Annotated in this window: 16 protein-coding genes and 4 tRNA genes; 14 read left to right on the top strand and 6 right to left on the bottom strand. The window is 45.0% G+C overall.

The window, feature by feature from the left end:
• The first annotated feature begins 41 nt into the window (after nucleotides 1–41).
• Nucleotides 42–809: a nucleotidyltransferase family protein gene (locus AC3CKG_RS10230; protein ID WP_065111105.1), complete on the top strand. Its 768-nt coding sequence runs from the start codon at nucleotides 42–44 to the stop codon at nucleotides 807–809.
• Nucleotides 810–958: 149 nt separating this feature from the next.
• Here the strand turns inward: AC3CKG_RS10230 and AC3CKG_RS10225 are convergent, their stop codons facing one another.
• Entirely contained in the window at nucleotides 959–3,322 is a 2,364-nt protein-coding gene (locus tag AC3CKG_RS10225) for a DNA polymerase II (RefSeq protein ID WP_102311443.1), read from the bottom strand.
• A gap of 426 nt (nucleotides 3,323–3,748) precedes the next feature.
• On the opposite strand from AC3CKG_RS10225, the gene uvrY reads away from it, so the two are divergent.
• From uvrY to nspC, 10 genes are all read left to right on the top strand, one after another.
• Nucleotides 3,749–4,393, top strand: coding sequence for a UvrY/SirA/GacA family response regulator transcription factor (uvrY, locus tag AC3CKG_RS10220; protein WP_004729778.1), 645 nt, complete (start codon nucleotides 3,749–3,751; stop codon nucleotides 4,391–4,393).
• 15 nt (nucleotides 4,394–4,408) lie between these two features.
• On the top strand, nucleotides 4,409–6,241 hold the full coding sequence (uvrC, locus tag AC3CKG_RS10215) for an excinuclease ABC subunit UvrC (RefSeq protein WP_102311444.1): 1,833 nt from the start codon (nucleotides 4,409–4,411) through the stop codon (nucleotides 6,239–6,241).
• A 46-nt stretch (nucleotides 6,242–6,287) separates the two neighbouring features.
• Nucleotides 6,288–6,845 (top strand): CDP-diacylglycerol--glycerol-3-phosphate 3-phosphatidyltransferase, encoded by a 558-nt coding sequence (gene pgsA, locus AC3CKG_RS10210; RefSeq protein WP_012604331.1) that lies wholly within the window; start codon nucleotides 6,288–6,290, stop codon nucleotides 6,843–6,845.
• A gap of 266 nt (nucleotides 6,846–7,111) precedes the next feature.
• Nucleotides 7,112–7,185: transfer RNA gene (locus AC3CKG_RS10205), tRNA-Cys, on the top strand.
• A 27-nt stretch (nucleotides 7,186–7,212) separates the two neighbouring features.
• Nucleotides 7,213–7,288, top strand: a tRNA-Gly gene (locus tag AC3CKG_RS10200).
• 80 nt (nucleotides 7,289–7,368) lie between these two features.
• Nucleotides 7,369–7,455: transfer RNA gene (locus tag AC3CKG_RS10195), tRNA-Leu, on the top strand.
• Nucleotides 7,456–7,491: 36 nt separating this feature from the next.
• A tRNA-Gly gene (locus tag AC3CKG_RS10190) sits at nucleotides 7,492–7,567 on the top strand.
• 986 nt (nucleotides 7,568–8,553) lie between these two features.
• Nucleotides 8,554–11,505, top strand: a complete 2,952-nt coding sequence (locus tag AC3CKG_RS10185) for a diaminobutyrate--2-oxoglutarate transaminase family protein (RefSeq protein WP_488528301.1) — start codon at nucleotides 8,554–8,556, stop codon at nucleotides 11,503–11,505.
• A gap of 8 nt (nucleotides 11,506–11,513) precedes the next feature.
• A complete protein-coding gene (locus AC3CKG_RS10180; RefSeq protein ID WP_050621275.1) occupies nucleotides 11,514–12,764 on the top strand; it encodes a carboxynorspermidine synthase in 1,251 nt (416 codons plus the stop codon).
• Nucleotides 12,765–12,975: 211 nt separating this feature from the next.
• Nucleotides 12,976–14,109: a carboxynorspermidine decarboxylase gene (gene nspC, locus AC3CKG_RS10175; RefSeq protein ID WP_488528300.1), complete on the top strand. Its 1,134-nt coding sequence runs from the start codon at nucleotides 12,976–12,978 to the stop codon at nucleotides 14,107–14,109.
• 95 nt (nucleotides 14,110–14,204) lie between these two features.
• On the opposite strand, the gene AC3CKG_RS10170 is transcribed toward nspC, so the two are convergent.
• Together AC3CKG_RS10170 and AC3CKG_RS10165 are read right to left on the bottom strand one after the other, a co-directional pair.
• Nucleotides 14,205–14,717, bottom strand: a complete 513-nt coding sequence (locus tag AC3CKG_RS10170) for a glycine cleavage system transcriptional repressor (protein WP_488528299.1) — start codon at nucleotides 14,715–14,717, stop codon at nucleotides 14,205–14,207.
• A gap of 253 nt (nucleotides 14,718–14,970) precedes the next feature.
• Complete coding sequence (locus AC3CKG_RS10165; protein WP_017110981.1) at nucleotides 14,971–15,879, bottom strand: DUF3943 domain-containing protein; 909 nt, start codon at nucleotides 15,877–15,879, stop codon at nucleotides 14,971–14,973.
• Nucleotides 15,880–16,088: 209 nt separating this feature from the next.
• Between AC3CKG_RS10165 and AC3CKG_RS10160 the strand changes: the two genes are divergently transcribed.
• Nucleotides 16,089–17,327 (top strand): CinA family nicotinamide mononucleotide deamidase-related protein, encoded by a 1,239-nt coding sequence (locus tag AC3CKG_RS10160; protein WP_488528298.1) that lies wholly within the window; start codon nucleotides 16,089–16,091, stop codon nucleotides 17,325–17,327.
• A 147-nt stretch (nucleotides 17,328–17,474) separates the two neighbouring features.
• Here the strand turns inward: AC3CKG_RS10160 and AC3CKG_RS10155 are convergent, their stop codons facing one another.
• Genes AC3CKG_RS10155 through AC3CKG_RS10145 form a run of 3 tightly spaced genes read right to left on the bottom strand, consistent with a single transcriptional unit; the run spans nucleotide 17,475 to nucleotide 21,392 of the window.
• Nucleotides 17,475–18,320 (bottom strand): dimethyl sulfoxide reductase anchor subunit family protein, encoded by an 846-nt coding sequence (locus tag AC3CKG_RS10155; protein WP_488528297.1) that lies wholly within the window; start codon nucleotides 18,318–18,320, stop codon nucleotides 17,475–17,477.
• Nucleotide 18,321: 1 nt separating this feature from the next.
• Nucleotides 18,322–18,942 carry a DMSO/selenate family reductase complex B subunit gene (locus AC3CKG_RS10150; RefSeq protein WP_004733360.1) on the bottom strand — a complete coding sequence of 207 codons (621 nt, stop codon included), beginning with the start codon at nucleotides 18,940–18,942 and terminating at the stop codon, nucleotides 18,322–18,324.
• Between the two features lie 11 nt (nucleotides 18,943–18,953).
• Nucleotides 18,954–21,392 carry a DmsA/YnfE/YnfF family dimethyl sulfoxide reductase gene (locus AC3CKG_RS10145; RefSeq protein ID WP_488528296.1) on the bottom strand — a complete coding sequence of 813 codons (2,439 nt, stop codon included), beginning with the start codon at nucleotides 21,390–21,392 and terminating at the stop codon, nucleotides 18,954–18,956.
• A gap of 199 nt (nucleotides 21,393–21,591) precedes the next feature.
• Between AC3CKG_RS10145 and AC3CKG_RS10140 the strand changes: the two genes are divergently transcribed.
• Together AC3CKG_RS10140 and napF are read left to right on the top strand one after the other, a co-directional pair.
• Nucleotides 21,592–22,158: a molecular chaperone TorD family protein gene (locus AC3CKG_RS10140; protein ID WP_488528295.1), complete on the top strand. Its 567-nt coding sequence runs from the start codon at nucleotides 21,592–21,594 to the stop codon at nucleotides 22,156–22,158.
• Nucleotides 22,158–22,673 (top strand): ferredoxin-type protein NapF, encoded by a 516-nt coding sequence (gene napF / locus AC3CKG_RS10135; protein ID WP_488528294.1) that lies wholly within the window; start codon nucleotides 22,158–22,160, stop codon nucleotides 22,671–22,673. The genes AC3CKG_RS10140 and napF overlap by 1 nt, the downstream gene beginning before the upstream one ends.
• The last annotated feature ends 51 nt before the right edge of the window (nucleotides 22,674–22,724 follow it).

Here is a 22,724-nt window from a genome sequence, read left to right as displayed (position 1 = left end):
GAGAGACAGTTAAATCATTATTTTATTTACCGAAACGACCTATGCAGCTACCTGTTATTGACCCAACACAGCCATTTCAACCTGAATTTCAACCTGTGGTTAACGATCTGATTACCTTTCTAAAAGGTGGGTTAGGTTCTAATCTGCACAGTGTCTATGTTTATGGCAGCGTGGCACGCAAACAAGCCGTTGTCGGTCGCTCGAATCTAGATGTGGTTGTGGTTACCCATCGTCCTTTCCCAGATCAACGAACCACGCTGCTGAATACCATCAAATGGCGCTTCCAAAAGAGCTTCCCTCAGGTCACTCAAGTGGCGATCAAAACCACCTTGGTGAGCGAGATAGTTGATTTCGACAATATCTTTACCTGGGGCTTCATGCTTAAGCATTTAGCGGTGTGTGTGCATGGTGAAGATTTATCAGACTGCTATGGCGATTTCGAAACGAGTTGGGAAATTGCCAAACACTGGAATATGGACGCGGAGAATTGGTTAGCGGTTTATCGTAATAAGATTGCCCGAGCAACAACGCCAGAACAACAAGTCGCCGCGCAGGTGATTATTGCCAAGAAGCTTCTGCGAGCCAGTTACTCTTTGATTATGTACCGAGATAAGAACTGGTTCGATGCGCCTATGGAGTGCGGTCAACAGTTCTTGAGATATCATCCAGAGAAAGAAGTTGAGATTCAAAGGTTGGGTATATTGCTGTCTGGGCGAGCGATTCCAAAACGTTCAGTGATAGGAATTCTTGATGGTTTTGGTGAATGGCTGGTTAAGCAGTATCAGAAAACTGAGTTTCGAATCGGGTAGGGGGTCGTAAGCTATCAAGATCGTAAGCTATCCATTGATATGAAAAAGCAGAGTGAGTTAAGCACTCATCTGTTATTTTCGTTTTTATGTCTGGCTCGAGCTTTAATAGATATCTCGAGTCTCATGGCGCTTCGAAAAGAGAATTCAATCTAGAACAGACCTAGCTGCTGCCCGCTAACTCTTTCAAAATCCAATCCTATAAACGGCAAAATTGCTTCTGCGACCGGTTTAATCTGCTTGTCGATGTAATGTTGATAATCGATACCGCTCTTCAAATACTCCTTGGGCTCTGGGCCACTCAGCGTAATCAAATATTCAATACGTCCTTTGTTTTGGTATTGAAGTGGGCGACCAAGCTGGGCATTGATCTCATCGGCTAATCTAGCAGCGCGAACTTGTGGCGGAATGTTCTTCTGGTATTCATGCAACTTACGGCGCAAGCGCTTTTGATAAACCAGTAGGTCATCGTGTTTGCCCGCGGATGTTTCATCGACAAACTGTCTAACATAATCACTTGGATCTTGGTCGTGAAAGACCATCTCATACAAGGTTTGTTGGAACTGCTGTGCGAGAGGCGTCCAATCGGTTCTTGCACTCTCAAGACCTTTGAAAATGATCTTCTCTTGGCCACCTTGATTGATTAGACCTGCATAACGTTTCTTCGATCCTGTCTCTGAGCCTCGAATGGTCGGCATTAGAAACTTGCGGTAATGGGTTTCGTATTCCAATTCAAGTATTGAGGTGAGGTTGTAGACCTCTTTCAGGTGATTCGTCCACCAGTCGTTGATGTAAGCCACAAGGGAGTGACCAATCTCGTCTGCTTGTTCTTGCTCAAAACTGCCATTAAGAGACACGAAAGTTGAATCGGTATCTCCGTAAATTACTTGATACCCTTTATCTTCGATCAGAACCTTGGTTTGCTTCATGATCTCATGCCCACGCATGGTGATAGAGGATGCCAAGCGAGTATCAAAGAAACGACAACCAGAAGAACCCAGCACGCCATAGAAAGAGTTCATGATGATCTTAATCGCCTGAGAAAAAGCTTTCTCGTTGTTTTTCTTTGCGACATCACGCGCTGCCCAGAGATTTTCGATCATCTCTGGTAAAAAGTGCTTAGAGCGGTGGAATTGACCGCCACGAAATCCAGCCACTGCTTGGTCTTCTTCGGAGCCTAGCTCTAGCTTTAGCCCTTCAATCAGGCCCATTGGGTCAATCAAGAAAGATCGAATGATCGATGGGTAAAGGCTCTTAAAATCGAGTACCAAAACCGAGTCGTACAGGTTAGGGATGGAATCCATCACATAACCACCGGGGCTAGCGATCCAGTTCTCGGGCTCTAAATTAGGCGCGACGTAACCCGCTCGGTGTATCTGAGGCATGTATAAGTTAGTAAACGCAGCGACAGAGCCGCCAACGCGATCAAGTTCAACACCAGTTAAGCGAGAACGTTCAATAGCAAAATCGAGTAGGTGAGTGTGTTCGAAGATTCGGTTTACGAGCACACAGTCTTGAAGGTTGTACTTGGCAAGTGAAGGCTTATCGAACTTAAACATTCGATTGATTTCATCCATGCGGTCATGAACATTATGGATGTCTTTGCCTTCGCCCAGCAACTCTTGTGACACGGACTCAAGAGACCAAGAGCGGAAATGGTAGGTTGCTGTTTTAAGCATATCGATACCATCTAAAACCACGCGACCAGGAATGGTAATGAAGCCCTGCTGATTTTGTGCGGAGCTGCGAAAGAAACTCGGTTGATTGTCGCGACCAATACTGAGTTTCACTTCGTTCCATTCTGAACGCTTGTGCAGCAGCCTAAAGTCGAAATCAATGACATTCCAACCAATGATGATGTCCGGGTCAAACTCGGAGAACCACGCAATCATAGCTTCAAGCAGCGCTTTCTCGTTGGCAACCCATTGGATATTGGTGTCTGCTTCTTGTGGATCGCCAATCATTATCACTCGGCTATCCATTGGACTGTCTAGGCCTATGGAATAAAGCACACCTTTTTCCGAACACTCAATATCAAGCGAAACCACAGACAAGTTTGGCAAGTAATCGCCAGCTCGACATTTTGCGTTCGATACTCTGCGATGCTGTCTTTTTGGGGTGATAGTGCCTGTGAATTCGATACTGCCCTTGATAAAGCGTTCCATCAAGAAACGATCGGCCAGTCGAATATCACTTTCAAAGGTTTGGATCTCTTCACCGTTAAAGGCTTGAGCTAACCCGAAGCTGCTTCTCGACAGAGAGGTGTAACAAGCGGCTAAAGGGGTTTGGTCAAATGTTGCTAGCTCTAAAGGCTTTAACTGGCAATTGATAGACTCTTTCGCTGCGATAGCCTGACATGCTTCAACATCATTTTGCGCGACAAAAAATACAGGCTTTTCATTTTGAATAGTCAGTAGAGTAGGGCCTTGAGGAGTGCTTAACCACAAGTCGATTTGTGTGCGCCCTGAAAAGTCTCTTGCTTGTCTTGTGAGTACAAAGCCTTGCTGAATATCCAATGTAGTAACCTATTGAAATTGGGAATCGAATACTACCACCTAGCGACCCTCAGCGCATAACAGGCAGCAAAAATACTAACTAAATCCTAGTTAACAGAGGCAAATAACGGGACTCTATAAGCAAATAAGTGAAATTGTCGCGAATGGCTATTCAATGGTATTGAAAATATCTTTATCTTGTGTAATTTTATTGGGTGTTGTTTTAACTGGTTGATTTTTAGAAAAAGCTTGTTGTTTTAGTTGGCTTGTTTGTTAATAAGTACTTGCTAAAGTTCGTGTTTCAGCACATATTCAACAGAGCTTTTTTTTAGTAATTAAGTTAAGATATACTCAATGCTGCGATTCACTGTTCCTTTGTTCAATTGTTTCAAACAGATGAAATGACACAGTGGTTGCAGAGCCAATTAATAGTGTGGAGATACAAGTTTGATAAATGTTTTCCTTGTAGATGATCACGAGCTGGTTCGCACAGGGATACGACGTATTATTGAAGACGTCCGTGGAATGAACGTAGCAGGGGAAGCTGAAAGCGGTGAAGATGCTGCAAAATGGTGTCGTACTAACAATACTGACGTTATTTTGATGGATATGAATATGCCTGGTATTGGTGGCTTAGAAGCAACCAAGAAAATCTTGCGTTTCAACCCTGATGTTAAAATCATCGTTTTAACTGTTCATACGGAAAATCCGTTTCCAACTAAAGTGATGCAAGCTGGAGCTGCTGGTTACCTTACTAAAGGGGCAGGTCCGGATGAAATGGTAAATGCAATTCGAGTGGTTAATAGTGGCCAACGATACATTTCGCCAGAAATTGCGCAGCAGATGGCTTTGAGCCAATTCTCGCCTGCGTCTGAAAATCCATTCGCAGACTTATCTGAACGTGAACTTCAAATCATGATGATGATTACCAAAGGTCAGAAAGTGACGGATATTTCAGAACAACTCAATCTAAGTCCTAAAACAGTCAACAGTTACCGCTACCGCTTGTTCAGTAAGCTGGATATCAGTGGCGATGTAGAGCTGACGCATTTAGCGATTAGACATGGAATGTTAGACACTGAGACCCTTTAACACTGAGATCGTATAGTGACCAACTTGTTTGACTCAGTCTCATTCCTCAAGACAGTAACAGAGCAGCCCGGCGTTTATCGAATGTATAACGCCGAGGCTGTTGTTATTTACGTCGGTAAAGCTAAGAACCTCAAAAAACGCCTTTCCAGTTATTTCCGTAAAAAAGTCGACAGTGAAAAAACACGCGCTTTAGTCAGCAATATTGACAAGATCGATGTCACTGTAACGCACACGGAAACAGAAGCGCTCATCCTTGAGCATAACTACATCAAGCAGTACTTGCCTAAATACAACGTACTTTTGCGTGATGATAAGTCGTACCCTTATATTTTTATTAGCGGTCACAAGCATCCTCGTTTGTCGATGCATCGTGGTGCTAAAAAGAAAAAGGGCGAATACTTTGGTCCTTACCCTGATTCCGGCGCTGTGCGTGAGACGTTGCACCTACTACAAAAAATCTTTCCTGCTCGCCAGTGTGAAGATACGGTTTATGCCAACAGAACGCGCCCGTGTTTGATGTATCAGATTGGCCGTTGTGCTGCGCCATGTGTCAGCTCAATCATCTCTGATGAAGAGTACAGTGAACTTATCGACTACGTTCGTCTGTTCTTGCAAGGGAAGGACAAGTTAGTCCTTGAGACGCTCATCGATAAGATGGACACAGCAAGCCGAGAGCTTCGCTTTGAGCAAGCTGCCGCGTTCCGTGACCAAATCCAAGCGATTCGACGCGTGCAAGAACAACAATATGTATCTGACGATTCAATGGAAGATATGGACGTGTTGGGCTTTGCTCAAGAGAATGGCGTAGCGTGTATTCATATCTTGATGATTCGCCAAGGCAAGGTTTTAGGCAGTAGAAGCCATTTCCCAAAAATTCCCAACAATACGGTGCGAGAAGAGGTTTTTTCGAGCTTTTTAAGCCAATACTATCTTGCGCATAATGAAGCGAGAACCATCCCAACTCGTTTGATTCTCAATGCCGATTTGATGGAAGATATTACACCGATTCAAGAAGCCTTGTGTGAAGTGGCGGGTCGTAAGATTCACTTCAATACCAACCCTTCAGGTACTCGAGGTCGTTACCTTAAACTCTCGAATACCAATGCATTGACGGCTATTACCACCAAGATTAATCACAAGATGACCATCAACCAGCGCTTTAAAGAGCTTCAAGAAGTGCTGTCGATGGATGCTATCAAGCGCATGGAATGTTTCGATATCAGTCATACCATGGGTGAAAGCACGATAGCGTCTTGTGTGGTGTTCAATCAGGAAGGCCCTGTTAAGCCGGAATACCGCCGTTACAACATCACTGGCATCACTGGTGGTGATGATTACGCAGCAATGGCTCAGGCGCTTGAGAGGCGTTACTCGAAGCAACTTGATGTCGATAAGATCCCAGACATCATTTTTATCGACGGTGGTAAAGGTCAGCTCAACCGCGCTCATGAGATCATTTCTCAATATTGGGGTGATTGGCCATTTCGACCAAGAATGATGGGTATCGCGAAAGGTGTGACCCGTAAGCCGGGTTTAGAAACCTTAGTTACTCTTGAAGGTGAGGAATTTAACTTACCAAGCGATGCACCAGCGTTGCACCTTATCCAGCACATCCGTGATGAAAGTCATAATCACGCGATAGCAGGGCACAGAGCGAAACGAGGTAAAACTCGCCGAACCAGTGCTTTGGAAGGAATCGAAGGGGTAGGACCTAAACGTCGTCAATCTTTGTTGAAATATATGGGTGGCTTACAAGAACTTAAGCGTGCAACTGTCGAAGAAATAGCCAAAGTGCCGGGCATTAGTCATTCTTTGGCAGAAAACATTTATCAAGCATTGAAACAATAGTAAAAATCCCGCACCATTAAAGCGCAATTGATAAGAGCCTAATAATATGCGTTTGAATATACCTAACATTTTGTCCTTACTGAGACTATTTTTGATCCCAGTATTCGTTGTTGTTTTTTACCTACCTTATGAATGGGCTCCTTTTGCTGCTGCAATGGTGTTTTGGGTAGCGGGTTTTACTGACTGGCTAGATGGCATGCTGGCTCGTAAACTCGGACAAACGTCTCGCTTTGGTGCCTTTATTGACCCTGTGGCGGATAAAGTGCTTGTTGCTACTGCTCTTATCTTAGTTACCGAGCATTATCACTCGATCTGGGTGACGATTCCTGCGGTGACCATGATTGGTCGTGAAATTATTATCTCGGCGCTTCGTGAATGGATGGCTGAAATCGGCAAACGTGCAAGCGTTGCGGTATCTTGGGTTGGTAAAGTGAAAACCGTTTCTCAGATGTTTGCTCTTTGGGTACTTATCTGGCGATACGACGACTGGATGGTTTGGGTGGGTTACATTGCACTCTATGTTGCAACCGTTCTTACTTACTGGTCAATGGCGCAATACTTGATGGCGGCCAAAGATGATTTGTTAGACGAAAAACACCATTGATGAAGAAGCGAGCTGAGGCTCGCTTTTTTGATCTTTAACCTAAGGTTAAGTTATCAATAGTGGATATCTAATGTGATATAGATCTCCTTTGAATAGCCTGTCCACAAAGTGCTTTGCACACAAAGTCAGCTATTTAGCCTGTTTCGTATGAAATCTATTCAAACGAATTAAAAATACAAAAATAATATTGACTCAAACGCTCGAATCCGTAGAATGCATCCCGTACCCAAGAGGATGGCAATAAGCGATTCGATTGGAGTTACTAAGGCGCCTTGGCAGAGTGGCTATGCAGCGGATTGCAAATCCGTGGACCTCGGTTCGACTCCGGGAGGCGCCTCCATTATCTCTTTCGTAGAGTAATGAAAATGCGATACTAGCTCAGTTGGTAGAGCGCAACCTTGCCAAGGTTGAGGTCATCGGTTCGAACCCGATGTATCGCTCCAAAATTTGTAATGTTGATTGGCGTCAGCATTAAGATGGTGTTTTACTTTTCAGTAATCGGCATCGCAATAAAGAATTGCGTGCCCTGGTGGTGGAATTGGTAGACACAAGGGATTTAAAATCCCTCGGCGTTCGCGCTGTGCCGGTTCAAGTCCGGCCCGGGGCACCATCTATTAAAGTCTACGTCTTAACGGATGTAGCAAATGCGATACTAGCTCAGTTGGTAGAGCGCAACCTTGCCAAGGTTGAGGTCATCGGTTCGAACCCGATGTATCGCTCCAAATTAAAAAGCCCGAACAGAAATGTTCGGGCTTTTTGGTTTTTGGCTTTTAGCTTTTACATGTCAGTACTCTTCTTGTTCGAACCCACACTTAGAATTCATACCTATCTCTATCTCATAATTTCGTAATCAAGTTCGTTTAGATAAGTTAGTTTTTAAAAGAGGGATTCCCTATGAACTCGTTCCTCGTGCTAGGGAATGACGTTTGTGCTCAAATGACCTCTGAGGCTGACTCATCTTATTACTTTGTTGGTCTTTAAGACTCATTAACTGCGAGATTCCCTTTGAGCTCGTTCTTCGTACTAGGGAGTGACGAAAGGATGCTGAGATCTCAAAACCTCACTAGCAACGTTTTTACACACGCGTCGTCATCCTCGGGCATGAGGAACGAATGAACCGGGGACCTCTTTCCCTAACGATAGTGTTGACGATATTTTCAGCAATTTGTCGGTCACCGCTCCTATTTATCAAGCGATTATTAAAAACTATTGATCGTTCATTTCACTTTATGTTACTTTCCCGCGCAATCTCGGAATGAACAATGTTCAAGAAGAGCAACGATTGCTTCTGGGGGATACGCGTAGTGACCATTCTTGCTGATTGGGACATTACGTAGGGTAGGTATCAGCTAGCCTTTAGCTGATAGACGGGATACTTATGGCGCAATTCGCCATGCTAATGGGAAACCCAACATTGAACACACTAATAACAACATTGCTAATCAGCTCTGCATTTCCAAAAGGGCCAGTTCTTCATAGCTGTCCGATACTGCACAAATGTCCAATTCTTCAAAACAGTAGCATTACTGAACCTTGAGCTCACGCTAACTAATTTTTGCTGTCCTAAGACGGCCTAATTTCGTATTCGTCATTTGACTTATGCGAGCGTACAGCTATATCTCATTTCTAGACAATACGCGTGTTTCACTATGAATTCTCTCTAAATCAATAGAGGGACGGTGTGCAATTGCGTCTGATGGAGGTGAGTATGAACACATTCAAGGGGACTTTTATGACTACCGCCTTTGAAGTCGATATTAATACTATCGCAAATTCATTTTCAACTATGGTTCCTATCGTAGAGGGAACTTACGACCTAACACCTGACGCTATTTTGCTTGAGCAAGAACAGCATGAATCGGATGTTCGTTCATACCCAAGACGCCTACCGATTGCTATTAAACGAGCATGTGGTGTTTTAGTTGAAGATACTCGTGGCCAACTCTTTCTCGATTGCTTAGCCGGTGCTGGTACACTTTCTCTGGGTTACAACCACCCTGAGATTAACCAAGCACTTAAAGACCAACTCGATTCAGGTTTGCCATACCAGACTCTTGATATTACGACTCAAGCAAAAGAGACGTTTATCAAGCGAGTTAAAGCTTTTCTCCCTCAAGACTTTTCAACGAACTCGGTTCTTCAATTCTGTGGCCCGTCTGGCGCTGATGCTGTGGAAGCCGCGATCAAGCTAGCCAAGCAAACTACAGGTCGCAACACCATGTTTGCTTTTCGTGGTGCTTACCACGGCATGACTAACGGCACCATGGGCATGATGGGTAACCTTGGCACTAAAGAACGTCGTAGTGGCTTAATGTCTGACGTACATTTCATGCCTTTCCCATACAACCTTCGTTGCCCGTTTGGCATTGGTGGTGAAGCGGGTGCTAACGCGAGCATTCGTTACATCGAGCGTATGTTGAATGACGACGAATCTGGCATCATGAAACCTGCCGCGATGATCGTTGAGCCTGTACAAGGTGAGGGCGGTGTGATTCCAGCTCCGGCGTCTTGGCTACAAGGTCTACGTCGCATCTGTGATGAGCATGGTATCCTACTGATTTTTGATGAAATCCAGTGTGGTGTCGGCAAAACAGGTCATCGATTTGCGTTTGAAGAGTCAGGCGTTAATCCTGATATTTTGTGCTTGTCTAAAGCGATTGGTGGCGGACTGCCTATGTCGCTGCTTGTATTCGATAAGAGCAGCGATACTTGGAAAGCGGGTGAGCACACTGGCACATTCCGTGGTAATCAATTAGCAATGGTGTCTGGCGCTAAGGCGTTGGAAATCATCGAACGTGATGGTTTGGTTGAGCACGCGAACATCGCAGGCCAATATTTACGTCATGGGCTTGAGAAGATTCAATCGCGTGTGAACTGTATTGCTGAAGTTCGTGGTAAAGGCCTGATGCTTGGCGCTGAGATCAAACAACCAAACGGTGAACTCAACAAATTTGGCGAACCACAATCAGACGGCGAACTGACGTTAGCGATTCAACGAGCAGCATTAGAGCGCGGCTTGATGGTTGAAAAGGGTGGTCGTGATGGTTCTGTCATTCGTTTCCTTCCGCCAATGATTATCTCTTTTGAGCAGATCGACTTTGCGTTACGCGTCATGGAAGAAGCGATCATCGCAGCGGGTGGTGGTTTACAACAAGACCCAGCTTCAAGCGAACAGACTAACCAAGAATGGAATAAGCATTTCATCCAGACAGGTTTAGGCGGTAGCAACGAATTTGCTAGCGTGATGAACCAAACCACTCAAGCGATGAAAGCCGTTTTTGAACAAGTTGAAACCCCTTATTCAGGTTTAGAACCAAAAGTGCTAGAAGCTGCTATCAATGCTGTTGATCTCGATAACAATCAACACGCTTTGGTTGATGTTGTAGATAGCACTGCAGACCTTGTCGCTGCAAACTCCATCTTCGTGCAACACCCAGACTGCATTGCGCACCTTCACACTCCTCCTCTTATGGCTTCGGTAGCTGCGGAATCGATTATCGCGGCGTTGAATCAATCAATGGATTCATGGGACCAAGCATCTGCTGCGACTTATGTTGAGCAGCGTGTGGTGGATTGGATGTGTGACAAATACCAACTTGGCGCACAAGCTGACGGTGTTTTCACAAGCGGTGGCACGCAAAGTAACCTAATGGGCTTATTGCTTGCGAGAGACTGGGTTGCAGATAAGCACAATGGCCACTCAATCCAAAAGCTTGGCTTACCAGACTACGCAAGCAAGCTTCGTATCTTATGTTCAAAGAAATCTCACTTCACGGTTCAAAAGTCAGCCTCTCTACTAGGGCTAGGCGAAGCGGCAGTATGCTGCATTGATACGAATGCAAATGGCACCATAAAGCCAGATTTGCTAGACGCAGAAGTGAAAGCACTTAAAGCTCAAGGTCTGATTCCTTTTGCTGTGGTTGGTACTGCGGGCACAACCGATCACGGTGCTATTGATGATCTTGAAGCGATTGCTGACATCGCCAACCAACAAGATCTTTGGTTCCATGTCGACAGTGCTTACGGTGGCGCGCTTATCTTAAGTAGCCACAAAGCTCGTTTAAAAGGTATCGAAAAAGCGGACTCAGTGAGTGTCGACTTCCACAAGTTGTTCTTCCAAACCATCAGCTGTGGCGCTGTGCTGCTGAAAGACAAAGCGAACTTTAAGTACCTACTGCATCACGCAGACTACTTGAATCGCGAGCACGATGAGCTGCCAAATCTAGTCGATAAGTCTATCGCTACCACCAAGCGTTTCGATGCACTGAAAGTCTTCATGACGATGCAAAGTGTTGGACCAAAGCAACTGGGTGATATGTACGATCATCTTCTAGAGCAGACGCTTGAGGTTGCCGACCTGATTCAGAAGCATGATGATTTTGAACTTCTTGCTGAGCCGTCACTGTCGACTGTGCTGTTCCGTTCGGTGCCTAGCAATGGGCAATCAGCAAACAGCGCTATGGATTTGGACAAACTGAATCAAATGTTAAGACTGGAGGCGCTGACTCGTGGCGTTGCAGTACTTGGCGAAACGGTCGTTGATGGTAAAAGCGCGCTGAAATTCACCATCTTGAATCCGTGCTTAACGACATCAGATTTCAAATCTTTAATTAACAAAATTCAAACTCTAGCCATTGAGCTAGCAGAACAACAAGGGTAATTAAAACTATGGCTATTCTACAAATTGGTGCAGGCGGCGTTGGTTGGGTTGTTGCACACAAAGCAGCACAAAATAACGAAGTACTGGGTGATATCACAATCGCTTCTCGCACAATCGCGAAGTGTGAAAAAATCATCGAATCTATCAAGGGCAAAAACAACCTTAAAGATTCTACTAAGAAACTAGAAGCTCGTTCAGTAGACGCTGACGATGTTGATGCACTTGTTGCTTTGATTAAAGAAGTTCAACCTGATCTAGTGATCAACGCTGGTCCTCCTTGGGTAAACATGGCGATCATGGAAGCGTGTTACCAATCGAAAGTATCTTACTTAGATACATCGGTTGCGGTTGATCTATGTTCTGAAGGCCAACAAGTACCACAAGCTTATGATTGGCAGTGGGGCTACCGTGAGAAGTTCGCTGAAGCGGGCATCACAGGTATTCTTGGCGCGGGTTTCGATCCAGGTGTGGTATCAATCTTTGCAGCGTACGCGGTTAAGCACCTGTTCGATGAGATTGACTCAATTGACGTAATGGACGTGAATGCTGGCGACCACGGTAAGAAGTTTGCGACAAACTTTGACCCAGAAACTAACATGCTTGAGATCCAAGGTGATTCTTTCTACTGGGAAAATGAAGAGTGGAAGCAAGTACCTTGTCACTCTCGTATGCTTGAGTTTGAATTCCCGAACTGTGGTTCTCACAAAGTTTACTCAATGGCGCACGATGAAGTTCGTTCAATGAAAGAGTTCATCCCAGCTAAGCGTATCGAATTCTGGATGGGCTTTGGTGATGCATACCTGAACTACTTCAACTGCATGCGTGACATCGGTCTTCTTAGCCCTGATCCACTAACGCTACATGACGGCACTGTGGTTCAGCCTCTACATGTTCTTAAAGCACTACTACCAGATCCAACATCTCTAGCTCCGGGTTACACTGGTTTAACGTGTATCGGTACTTGGGTTCAAGGTAAGAAAGACGGTAAAGAGCGCAGTGTCTTCATCTACAATAACGCAGACCATGAAGTGGCTTACGAAGATGTAGAGCACCAAGCGATTTCTTACACAACAGGTGTTCCAGCAATTACTGCTGCACTTCAGTTCTTCCGTGGCGAATGGGCTGATAAAGGCGTATTCAACATGGAACAGCTAAACCCAGACCCGTTCCTAGCAACTATGCCGGAAATCGGTCTAGATTGGCACGTTCAAGAGCTAGAGCCTACAGCTGGTTTACCTCTGATCCACACTTTGAAGTAATTTCTGGCTCTTTGCCCTCGTCGCGTTGTCCATCGTGCTCATTTACGTTCGTAAACTCCGCGCGATGTCCTAGCGACAAGGTCAAAGCTCTGCGAATTCCATTCAACGTCATATGATTGACGAGAACGTATAATTACAAGCCGATGCTGTTGCGTCGGCTTTGTTCGATTATCATGTGCCTTCGTGAACTTGAGGGCCGCAAGGTATTAACATGCAAAACAACGAACTAAAAACGCCTTATTTTATGATCAACGAAGACAAGTTGATCGCGAATTTAGAGATAGCTAAGCAGCTGAAAGAGATTTCAGGTGTGAAGTTGGTATTGGCACTCAAGTGTTTCTCGACATGGGGTGTGTTTGACATCATCAAACCTTACCTCGATGGCACGACAAGCTCTGGCCCATACGAAGTGAAGCTTGGCCACGAAACCTTTGGTGGTGAAACACACGCTTACAGTGTGGGTTACAGCGAAGATGACGTGAGAGAAGTTGCGGATATCTGCGACAAGATGATCTTCAACTCTCAAAGCCAACTTGCCGCTTACCGTCATATTGTTGAAGGTAAGGCTTCGCTGGGTTTACGTTTAAATCCAGGTGTGAGCTACGCAGGACAAGATCTGGCAAACCCAGCGCGTCAATATTCTCGTTTGGGTGTACAAGCAGATCACATCAAACCAGAGATCTTCGATGAGATTAATGGTGTGATGTTCCACATGAACTGTGAGAACAAAGACGTCGATGCCTTTATCGGCCTGCTTGATTCAATCTCAGAACAGTTTGGTGAGCACTTAGATAAGTTGGACTGGGTGAGTATGGGCGGTGGTGTGTTCTTCACATGGCCGGGTTATGACATCGAGAAACTGGGTCTTGCGCTAAAAGCCTTCTCTGAAAAGCACGGCGTGCAGATGTACCTAGAGCCGGGTGAAGCTATCATTACCAAGACAACTGACTTAGTAGTGACTGTGGTTGATATTGTCGAGAACGTGAAGAAAACGGCAATTGTCGATTCGGCAACCGAAGCTCATCGCCTTGATACGCTTATCTACAATGAACCAGCGTCCGTATTGGAAGCCTCTGAAAACGGTAACCATGACTACGTGATTGGTTCATGTTCATGCTTGGCAGGCGATCAGTTCTGCGAAGCAAGCTTTGATGAGCCGCTGAAAATTGGTCAAAGACTGCATCTGTTAGACAGTGCGGGTTACACCATGGTGAAACTAAACTGGTTCAATGGCCTAAAAATGCCATCAATCTACTGCGAACGTAGCAGTGGCGAAGTTCAGAAGCTAAATGAATTCGGCTATGAAGACTTCAAACGTTCATTGTCACAATGGTCGGTTAAGTAGCGAAATCTTACTTTAGAACAATAAAAAGAGCAGCCGATGAGCTGCTCTTTTTTATTTTTAGATAACGCTTAGTTTGTGTTGTTAAGTGCTAACAACTAACCCTCAATCATCACTCGAGTATCTTCGCTGAGTGTTTCTAGCTCGTTAACCACGTCATCAATTTGAACTTCGATTGGTAGCTTAACCGCAATCTTGGAAGTAAATAAACTAGAGCTAACACCACCGCCTCCGGCGATAAACACGCGGTGACAATCCATATCTAGAATGCTGATGCCTTGTCTGTCTAATACGTGTGTTACTTCATTCACGATACCAGCTCGGTCGTTAGAGTCGAGTCGTAGATGATGGATCGTATCTTGTGCGTTGTGAGTATGGTCTGAATCAACAAATTGCACGATAAGATCAGCATTGGCGCTGAAAGCTTCTTTCACAATTGATTCGTTGATGGCTGGAAGTTGAACCTTGAGTACGCCTGCGACTTGGTCTTCAATAAAGTTAACTTTACTAATGAGCCATTTCCCGTCGTTTTCGTGAGTAACCGCAGCAAGTTGCTTGATTGTTGCTGGTGATGCTTTTCCGATAAAGTTTACGATAAATGTACTGTTCATATCAGCCCCCAAAGTCTCAATTAATCGTTGCTAATTAAATGTTTGATATCACGCGATAAAGTTCGTTAATTTCAGTGTAGAAGTTTACATCGAACAATGTTTGACCTGCGTCAATTTTTGAAACTAAGCTGTGATGCAAAAAAAGAGAATGGAGAGTAGGGCACAAAAAAAGCGGCTAGAGAGCCGCTTTTTAGAAGAGTCGTCGTTGTTACTGGGAATGCAGTAACTTAGAGTTCAGAGACTGAAAGCTATTTTAGAACGTAACTTTAAAGTTCATACCAACAAACTGAGAGTCATAAGGTGCGCCTGCATCGTATGCGAATCTTGCTGCATCTTGGTTATCCCACCAAGGGTTGGTATTCAGGTTAACTTCTGCATCACCGCCCCAAGCGTCACTTACCCAGTAGTGGATATGGCCAACAGGGTTTAGGAAGAATAGAGAAACATCACCCATGGTTTGAGAGCCCATCACTTCGCCACCTGAAGCCACAATGTCTTGCTCAGCTTCTAGCATCAATTCACCGACAACCGCACCAAAGAATGGAGTGATGAACAGATCTTGCCAAGAAGGCACTTCAGCGAATGCTTCTACACCGTATTCCCAGAAGAAGGTCGACATGGTCCAAGAGTATAAGAAAGACTCAAACTCATCGTAACCTGCGTGTCGAGCTGCGGTGTAGTAAACACCACCAAAATATGGGTGCATCACGTAGTTTAGGAAGTGTTCATCGCGGTCCCATACTGGGCCTTCAGACACGTTATCTTTCCACTTTTTACCTAATGAGCTGATATCACGTTGGTCATCATCCCACTTAGTGATACTTTCAGGTAGCAGAGTCATTAGACCCACTGTAGCGACACTTAAACCCAGAATAGTGTAGGTTTGACCCATTAGATAATCCCAATCCTTCTCTTGACTCACCAACATATGTTTTGGTTGTTGGATTGAGAAGTCGTACTCGTCACTTGATTCGCTCAGTGCGTAATTGGCACTTGGCTTGTAGGTGTACAAGCTATCATTAACACAGTAGTCTTGAGCACATTCATCCGAATAAGAAAGGTTGATTGGCTGGTCGAAGTCGTATTGGCTTGCAACCGAGTTAACTGACATTAGCATTGAAAATGCAGCAGTAACCTTCGCTAGTAACGGTGATTTGGCCACAAGGGTCTCCATGAGAAGTTAAGAATTGATCAGAGTCACAATTATCTATTAAATGCCTGATTTAGGGAACTAATAATTTGTCGCTTTTCCTAAGAAAACCTTAGATTTAACATTAATAATATTTGTGAAAAGCTGGAATGTCTCAAATTCAACCATAGACCAGTTTATGAATAATGCAGTGTCTTTTTATGACCACAAGGGATAGAAATATGACGAAAATCGCAATGTTAAGCACAGGTGAAGAAGTTCTTCATGGAGACATTGTAGACACAAACGCAGCTTGGATGTCTGGAGAATTTTACCAACACGGCTTTGCTCTCGCCAAACGTTCTACTGTGGGTGACCAAATGAATGCTCTCATTGAAGAACTGCTGATGCTGAGCTTTAACTATGATGTGGTTATCGTCAATGGCGGTTTAGGGCCAACAACGGATGACATGAGTGCGGCCGCCGCTGCAGCAGCGTCAGAGCAGAAGTTAGTCATGTTCCCTGAATGGCTAGATCGCATGGAAGAGATGTTTGCTGGACGTGGCATGCCGATGCCTGACAGCAACCTTAAACAAGCCTTGTTGCCAGCAAGCTCTGAGATTGTCGATAATCCAGTCGGCACAGCATGTGGCTTCAAGCTGAAAATCAATGATGCGACGTTCTATTTCACGCCGGGTGTACCGAGTGAATTCAAGCGCATGGTGACGTTTGAAATCCTACCTGATTTGTCGCGCGCTTATCCTCAAGTGGTTGCCTCTGAGTGCAGTCGTCTATTTACCTTTGGCTTATCTGAGTCAGGTATCTCTGATGTGTTGGACCAACTGAAGCTTCCTGAAGGCTATGAGTTGGGTTATCGCTCTTATTTGCCGTTCATTGAAGTTAAACTGTTTGGCCCTAAGTCTGGCTTAGAAACCCGCGTTAAGCTGCTACAAATGGTGTACAAGCTGTTAGAGAGCAATGTAGTCAGTGTTGATGAGCCGATGATTGATCATATTGGCCACATCATGGCGGAGAGAAAGAAAACCTTGTCTGTGTCTGAAGTGTCGACCAAAGGTGCATTGTCGGCTTGGTTACAATCGAATGAGCAGGTTGAAGATTGCTTTGGGCATTCTTGGGTTATGGCTGAACCAAAAGATAGTGAGCTTGAAAAGAGCGATCCATTAGCGGCGACTTTTGCATTAGCAGGCGCAACAAGAGAAAAGTGTGGTACTGAATTAGCCTTGGTGACGGGCAAGTTGGAAGGCAATACATTCAGTATTGCACTGTCGAGCGAAGCAGGCGAGTGGGGCCAAGTGCTTGAGTTTTACCGCCAGTACAATCGTGAAGACGCGCGTACTATCATCAAAACCGTTGCGGCAGATATGCTGAGAAGACACTTAGACAACAAACCTATGTTTGGCACTTACTCTTCGGTTAAGCGATTGAAAGACATGTTTATTCCTTCAGCTATCATCAAGTAAGCAGCTCTTTTAGTTAACCAGGTCCTCTTGAGCCAAGACCTCTGCAACTAAGGTTAAATCAGAACAAATAAAAAGGCCCAACATCTAAATAGGTGTTGGGCCTTTAGTTTATCTAGCCTTCTAGATAACTAAACAAGAGGGCTGTGATTACAAACCGCTTGTCATATGTAAGCTGTAGAACAAACCACGGCCAATGAGTTCTGAAGCTAAGAACAGTACCAATGCTAAGCCAAGGTTTACTGGGTTCACTTTTGCTTTGTTCAGCATAGGTAGAATCCAAACTAGCAAGCTTGCCATCAGCAATGCCACTTGAAGAATTACATAGCTACCTAAACCGTCAACCAACTCAGAGGCTTTTGCTGCTGAAGTTTGGATGTCGCCGATTAGGTTCAGTTTTCCTACTGTCACAATCAAGCTAATAGCAACGGCAATAACAGCCAGCATCGTGATGTTGCGGTCAACGGTAAAGCGGCTGTCGTTGGCGAATACAATCACGAACTGAGACAGCAGCAAACCACCCACAACCATGGTCATGATGAAGCTCAGTGGTGTGTAGATGTTGTCCCATGTCGGTACGGTGTTGATCATGTATACGTTGATCATCGCGTACATGAAGATAACACCCAACACCATCGCGCCAACCATCAGTGCTTTCTGGATAGCAACGCCACCTTTCTTAAGCACAGACAATAGCCATTGCAGGCCACCGACAGCGAAGAATGCTGCACCGAAGAACACTTCGTTAGACAACCAAGCAGAGCCTAGCTGGTTAAAGGCATTAAACGCGCGCAGTGGAGAACCAAGGTGCGTTGTCGAGAACATGAAACCAAGCCCCATCAGTGCCCATAGAATGAACATTGGAACCTTGTAGCTGTTCAGCATCTCTTCGTCATGACCAAGTACCAGTGCACGTGCGCCAATCAGTAAGTAACCACCAACCGCAGTTTGAGCCAGTACCGTAAAGAAGATCAAAGACCACTCATGAAAAATCATCTTACACCTCCTTCGGGTTTGCTAGGTGACCACTGGTATCGCCAGTCGGCTTCGCGTTCTTGTTCAGCTTAATCACGATGTTTGGCAGTGTTTCGGTTGAAGATGGCAGTGGCGCCACGTCTGCACCAGATCCGTACTTCTCGCGAAGTGTGTTGATTTCACCAAACTCCAATGCACGAAGTGGGCAAGACTCAACACAGATAGGTTGCTTGCCTTCAGAAACACGTTGGTAACAACCATCGCATTTGGTCATATGTCCTTTCTTCGCATTGTATTGCGGTGCGCCGTAAGGGCATGCATTACTACAGTGCTGACAACCAATACACACGCTCTCATCAACCACAACCAAACCGTCTTCATCACGCTTGTGCATCGCGCCCGAAGGACATACTTTCACACACGCAGGGTTAGTACAGTGGTTACAAGCGATAGAAAGGTAGTAAGAAAAGACATCTTTCTGAACCCAGGTATCGCCATCTTGAGTGAAGCCACCACCTGCGTATTCGTATACGCGACGGTAGTTCGTTTTGATGTCTAGATCGTTATAATCTTTACAAGCAAGCTGACAGGTTTTACAACCCGTGCATTTACTTGAATCAATGTAAAAGCCGTATTGTTTCATTCCAACCTACCTTATGCTTTCGTTAGCGCTTTGATTTGAACTAGGTTTGTATGCTGAGGGTTACCCTTAGCAAGTGGGCTCGGGCGCTGAGTGGTCAGCACGTTGATAGAGCCTGCATGGTCGATCTTCTGACCATCTGGTGCGTACCATGCACCTTCGCCTAGCGCGACAACTCGAGGAAGAATCCTAGGTGTCACTTTCGCTGGAATATGAACTTCGCCACGGTCGTTAAAAATACTCACCATGTCGCCGTTTTCGATACCACGTTCTTTCGCATCAATAGGGTTGATCCACAACTCTTGTGGTGCTGCTGCTTTGATTTCTGCAACGTTGCCGTATGTCGAGTGGGTGCGAGCCTTGTAGTGGAAACCCGTTAGCTGAAGTGGGTACTTCTCTGCTAGTGGGTCGTTGTGGCCTTCAAAAGAATCCGCGTAAATAGGAAGTGGGTGAATCACTTCGTCTTCTTTCAGCTTCCACGTTTTCGCGATATCAGCCAGTTGCTCTGAGTAGATCTCGATCTTGCCACTTGGTGTGGTCAGTGGATTCGCTTTTGGGTCTTTACGGAAATCTTCGTAAGCGATGTAGTGGTGGTCGTAGCTACGCTTGTAGATACCCAGCTCTTTCATCTCTTCGAAGGTTGGTAGTGTTGGATCGTTCTTACGAGTTTCCGCGTAAAGGTGCTCAATCCATTGCTCTTGAGTACGGCCTTCTGTGAACTCTTTTTCCACGCCCATGCGTTTCGCCAATTGAGAACACATCTCGTAGATAGATTTGGCTTCGAACTGAGGCTCGATCGCTTTTTGCGCGAAGATGAAGTAAGGCATGTTTGCTGCTTTACCATCCATACACCAGTCGTCTTGCTCTGATGTTGTTAAATCAGGCAGGATGATATCGGCGTATTTTGCAGAAGATGTCATATGGTTATCGACCACAACAATCATTTCACACGCGGTGTCATCTTGAAGGATCTCGTGTGTTTTGTTGATGTCTGAGTGCTGGTTGATAATACAGTTACCTGCATAGTTCCAGATCATCTTGATAGGGTTCTTAAGGCGCTCTGCACCGCGAACACCATCAGTGATGTCGGTCATTTCATCGTGACGGTAAATCGCGTCTGTCCACATGAACATTGAAATGGAAGTTTCAACTGGGTTTGGCACAGTAGGGAAGCGAACAAATGGAATGTTGATGTCACTTTCACGAGCACCTGTAGAACCACCTGATACACCAACAGAACCGGTTAGTAGCGACAGCATTGCGATTGCACGACAAGCTAGCTCACCGTTTGCAGTGCGTTGTAAGCCCCAACCTTGATGGATAGCACATGGTTTTGCAGTGCCCATCTCACGGCCAAGCTTGACGATAGTATCAACGGGAATGCCTGTGATCTTAGAAGCCCACTCTGGCGTCTTCTCTACACCGTCTTCACCTAAACCTAGGATGTAAGATTTGTAGTCACTGTTCTTTGGTGCAGATGCTGGAAGCGTCTTCTCGTCGTAACCGACACAGTATTTGTCTAAGAACGGTTGGTCGACAAGGTCTTCAGTGATCATCACGTGCGCAAGGCCAGCAACCAATGCAGCATCCGTAGAAGGACGGATTGGGATCCATTGATCTTCGCGGCCGCCAGCAGTGTCGGTGTAGCGAGGGTCGATGATGATCGTTCTTGCGTTCGATTTGTTTTTGCTTTCTACGTAGTGGTGGATCAGACCACCGCCAGACATACGAGTCTCAGCAGGGTTGTTACCAAATTGGATGTTAAGCTTAGTGTTCTCTAAATCAGAGAAAGAGTTGTTGTTTGCCCAACCACCGTAGGTGTAGCTCAAACCTTTCGCGATTTGCGCTGTTGAGTAGTCACCGTAATGGTTCAGGTAACCACCACTTAGGTTCATTAGACGAGCAATCAGCGTTTGTGCTGGTGGCCAAGATTTTGTGACAGTGCCACCTAGCGTACCTGTACCGTAGTTTAGGTAGATGGTGTCGTTACCGTAGTCTTTGATAAGGCGTTGCATGGTGCCAGCAACTTCATCGTAAGCTTCTTCCCAGCTAATACGTTTGAATTTACCTTCACCACGTTTACCAACACGTTTCATTGGGTATTTCAGGCGATCTGGGTTGTAAACACGGCGGCGCATAGAGCGTCCACGTAGACAAGCACGAACTTGGTGATGACCGTATTCGTCAGTACCTGTGTTGTCGGTTTCTACGTATTTGATTTCACCGTTTTGCACATGCATACGTAATGGGCAGCGAGAGCCACAGTTTACCGTACATGCACTCCATACGATTTTCTCATCCACACTCTCAGCAACTGCAGCCGCTACTGGTCTGGATTTGAAAGGTAAAGCGATGCCGCCCGCGAGAGCTGCTGCGCTACCTACCGCAGAAGAAGCTTTCATGAAGCCTCTTCGAGTAAGATTCATTACCCCAGATTCTTTCTTATTCGTCATTCTAAGATGCCTTTTGTTATTGATGACTAGCACTTTATAGGTAGTTTTGTTTTTGTCTTTTAATTTTTAAATGTTGATTGATAGGAATCAAATAAGTGCTCAATTTAAAGTTTATGAATTGAATGTATAAATTAGATCAAAGAATGGAATGGTTTAATTAATATAATTGTCGTTAAAACCTATTACGGTATAAATAATAATGATTATCGATACGCATAAATTATTGGGTTCGCTATTTTATCAAGCGGCAAGTAAAGAACAGTTGTTAACCATTGTCGAAGCATTGGTCGAGAGTGAAGTACTATCAGAAGCGTGCTTGCTGGCACTTCAAAATGAACAGGAAGATGCGTTAGTTACAGAGTTTAGCCGCCTGTTTGAAGGTGTTGGAGACATGCCTGCACCACCTTGGGGCTCTGTGTACCTAGATAAAGACCGCGTTGTGTTCGGCGCTTCTACGGTTGAGTATCGCCAGTTTTTAGAATTGAATCAGATTGAACTAGACACGGGGTTAAGAGAGCCAGAAGATCAATTTGGTTTAATGCTATTCGCCCATGCGTATTTGTTAGAAAATAATAATATTAATTCAGCCCGTGAATTGATTGAGTGTCATTTATTGACTTGGTCTTCTGTTTATTTAGAGAAATTAAATACAGCATCAGATTTATCATTTTATAAGAAGCTATCAAGCGATGTAATAAATTGGCTTAATCAATTAACATCTGAATATAATTTAAACGTAGCCACCAAAAAGTTATATATCGACTAATGCCTGAGCAAATAAATTCAAATAGGCGTGGTTTCTTAACTCGACTCTCTAAGCCGGTTAAAGCTGCGGCAAGTTATGAAGAGAAATCACTGCGCCTACATGCTAGGCCGCCAAGAGCGGTTGATGAGGTGCTGTTTGAGCGTCTTTGTGACGGTTGTGGTTTGTGTGAGCAAGCGTGTCCAAATAGCGTTATTGAGATGCTAGAGGGCAGTGCGCTGCTGAATTTGGATTACAACAGTTGTTCGCTGTGTGATAAGTGCAGTGAAGTGTGCTCGACTGGCGCACTTCATCCAACGGTCACGCCTTATATTGATCTCAAGCCGAGCTTTGCTGATAGCTGCAATAATTACATGCAAATGGATTGTTCAGCATGCCAAATTGCGTGTTCAGCAGGTGCGATACACATTGAAGTAGGAGAGTTGCCTACAGTGGACAAAGATAAGTGTAATGGTTGCGGAGAGTGCCGAAGCGCTTGTTACATTGGCTCTGTGACTCTTAGCCTGACTCAGCAATAAACGTTTGGCTTCGTATGACACAAACCAACAGGAAGACTTTGGTAGAGTGAT

It is taken from the genome of Vibrio sp. QJM3NY_15, from assembly GCF_057785995.1.
Note: the sequence above shows the minus strand (reverse complement) of the source record. Positions and strands in the feature narration are given on the sequence as shown.